3 protein-coding genes are annotated in these 2,460 nt (G+C 40.9%); 1 reads left to right on the top strand and 2 read right to left on the bottom strand.

The window, feature by feature from the left end; translation table 11 throughout:
* Both WBA23_RS09940 and WBA23_RS09935 read right to left on the bottom strand, forming a co-directional pair.
* Window positions 1-1,119, bottom strand: a 1,119-nt coding sequence (locus WBA23_RS09940) for an ABC transporter permease (protein ID WP_424582126.1), incomplete at its 3' end; no start/stop codon positions are given.
* The gene (locus tag WBA23_RS09935; protein WP_424582125.1) at window positions 1,116-1,460 is read right to left on the bottom strand and encodes a PadR family transcriptional regulator; all 345 of its coding nucleotides are present in this window, start codon (window positions 1,458-1,460) and stop codon (window positions 1,116-1,118) included. The genes WBA23_RS09940 and WBA23_RS09935, both read right to left, overlap by 4 nt.
* Before the next feature lie 363 nt (window positions 1,461-1,823).
* On the opposite strand from WBA23_RS09935, the gene WBA23_RS09930 reads away from it, so the two are divergent.
* The coding region (locus WBA23_RS09930; RefSeq protein WP_424582124.1) for a hypothetical protein at window positions 1,824-2,460 on the top strand (637 nt) is incomplete at its 3' end.

The raw sequence follows: 2,460 nt of genomic DNA, 5'->3' as shown, positions 1-2,460 counted from the left end.
CATAAAAAGAGCAATAATCGGCAGGGTAATTCGCCCTTGCGATGAGGCATCGTAAGAAATATCATCTTTAATATTACCTGAGTTAAGGTGTAAATTGGCCAACTGCTCAAACCCGAAAGAAGTGATTTCCCAATGGAGTTGGGCTTCATTGTGTAGAACCTGATACTTAGCCATCCCTTCGGTGATGGGTGCTAAATCTGATGGGTCATCTACTTGAATTAGGGTAGCGTTTACAAATTCACCCCAGTCTTGAGTATCGTAGCCCGGAAAACTGGTTCGGAGGTTCTCAAAATTGACCAGAAAACTAAATTCAATAATATGCGCTTCCGGAAAGGGTTCGGCCACTCCGCTTACTTTAAATGTCTTACTTCGGTCTTCCCCAAAAATCATCTGTATATCTTGGCCCAAAGGATTCTCATCGCCGAAATACTTCATAGCCATTTCTTCGCTCAGAATAATACTGTTTGGATCAGATAGTGACTGCTTCACCCCCCATTTTAAAGGAAAGGTGAACATATCTAGAAATTCCGGCTCAGAAAATCGCACGCTTTCGCGAAACACTTTATCACCATTTTTTAGCACTGCGCTCTTGTCCTCAACTCGGCATACTTTTCTGATGTGAGTAAAATCTTCCCGTAGCATATCAGCCAGCGGACGAGGAGTGAGGCCATGTTGTTCTTCCTCCCCACTTCGGTCGGCAGAAAAAGTAATTAAGTATACCTCGTCTTTAAACTCATGAAAGCGATCTACGCTATAGTCGTACTTTAAGAAGGCATACACCACCAAGCAAACCCCAATAGCCATCGATAAACCAAAAACATTGATGAATGAGCTTAATGGATTCCGCATTAAGCTGCGGGATGATGTCTTGTAATAATTTCTGAACATAGGAGGGTGATTAAAAGAGCGGTAGCTACTTATTTTCTTGAGGGCAAACGGGCGAAGAAAATGGATTACTTGAAACCAGTAAAGAATAGGTTGCTGCCAGCGAGGCTTTTCCGTGAGTTCGATATAGTATTCTTCTAAATCGCCTAATATTTCTTCTAGCACCTCAGGCTTACATAGCCACCTGAGAAATTTCTCAACCTGCTGAGGAGAAGTATGGCCGTTGCGCTTCATGTTATTCGAATATTATCCAGTGCTAACTCAGGAATTTGCTGCCAAAGGTTGACTTTTACATCCCGACTTTGCTGGAGTATGCTTTTCCCATGGGCGGTGATAGTGAATAATCGCTTTCTTCTTCCTCCGCGCTCTTCGGTAGCTCCGCCCAGTTGAGACTTAACGAATCCCTTTTTCTCTAGTCGGTTTACCGTACCGTGTACTGCTCCAATAGTTATCGTTCGAGCAGCATGTTCCTGAAGAGCCCGCCGAATTTCCAGACCGTAAGCATCCTCCGGTTCTAACATGATAATTAGCAAGAGTATCAACTCTTCTAATTCGCCTAGATGCTGCTTGCTCATCAATTGTTCTATTTAGCAGAACAAATATAGGAATGTTTTATCGATATGTTCTATTAAATAGAATAAATCAATAAAACTTCTTCAAGACGATTTGTGAAGTAAAAACTCAAGCGGTTGACCAAGAAATCAAAATTTCAGTACCAAAATTCCAATGGCGAGATATCAATAAACTTACGTAAAAGTTATATTATTCGCATAATAATAGAATATAAATTGATTAATTTATAATAACACATAATTATTTGACTTGTTAGTTAACAAAATAGCAAATGTGCCGTTACAAAAGGAAGGTAGTCTGATGTAGGCACTTTGCCTTCTATTTTTTATTAGCTGCGCAGTAAGCAGCTTGGTAGGTACACTGATATGAAAAAATTATTTTTGAGCGCATTGCTATTCGCTGGAGCGATTAGCCTGGCTTTTTCTATTCCCCAAACTGATTGGTCATCAGGATTAATCATTACAGCTGATGACGAAATATTGCAAGGTGAAATTAGGTATAACTATGCTCACGATATTGTGATGTATCGGAGCAACGCCGACGCCAATCAACAAACTTTTTCTACGAATCATATCACCTCGTTTCGCTATTTTGATAAGGAGCAAGATCGAGTACGTTATTTCCAAAAGCATACCTACCGGAAAAGCGAGCACATTGATCGTCCGGCTTTTTTTGAGGTAGTTTTGTTAGGGGACATTTCTTATTTACGAAAGCACAACGGAGCTACTTATTTTGATGCTACCAAATCGCGCCGGTTTTCTGTAAGAAGCGATAGCAAAGTTAGCCCGGATGTAATGTGCTATGACTACTACGTGCAGTTAAATGGTGAGATTATCCGAGCTCGAAGGTTTAAACAAGAAGTGCTTCCTTGGCTACTAAACCAAAATATTGCGGTGAAAGACCACATGAAGAAACACGACTTACACAGTAGCTACGTAGACGACCAAATTCGACTGGTACGCTACGCCAATAAGCAGCTACAATATCGCCTGTCCGCGAGTA

Source organism: Tunicatimonas sp. (assembly GCF_049647865.1).
Classification (GTDB): domain Bacteria; phylum Bacteroidota; class Bacteroidia; order Cytophagales; family Cyclobacteriaceae; genus Tunicatimonas.
The sequence above is the reverse complement of the archived record's forward strand: the minus strand, read 5'-3'. Positions and strand labels throughout refer to the sequence as shown.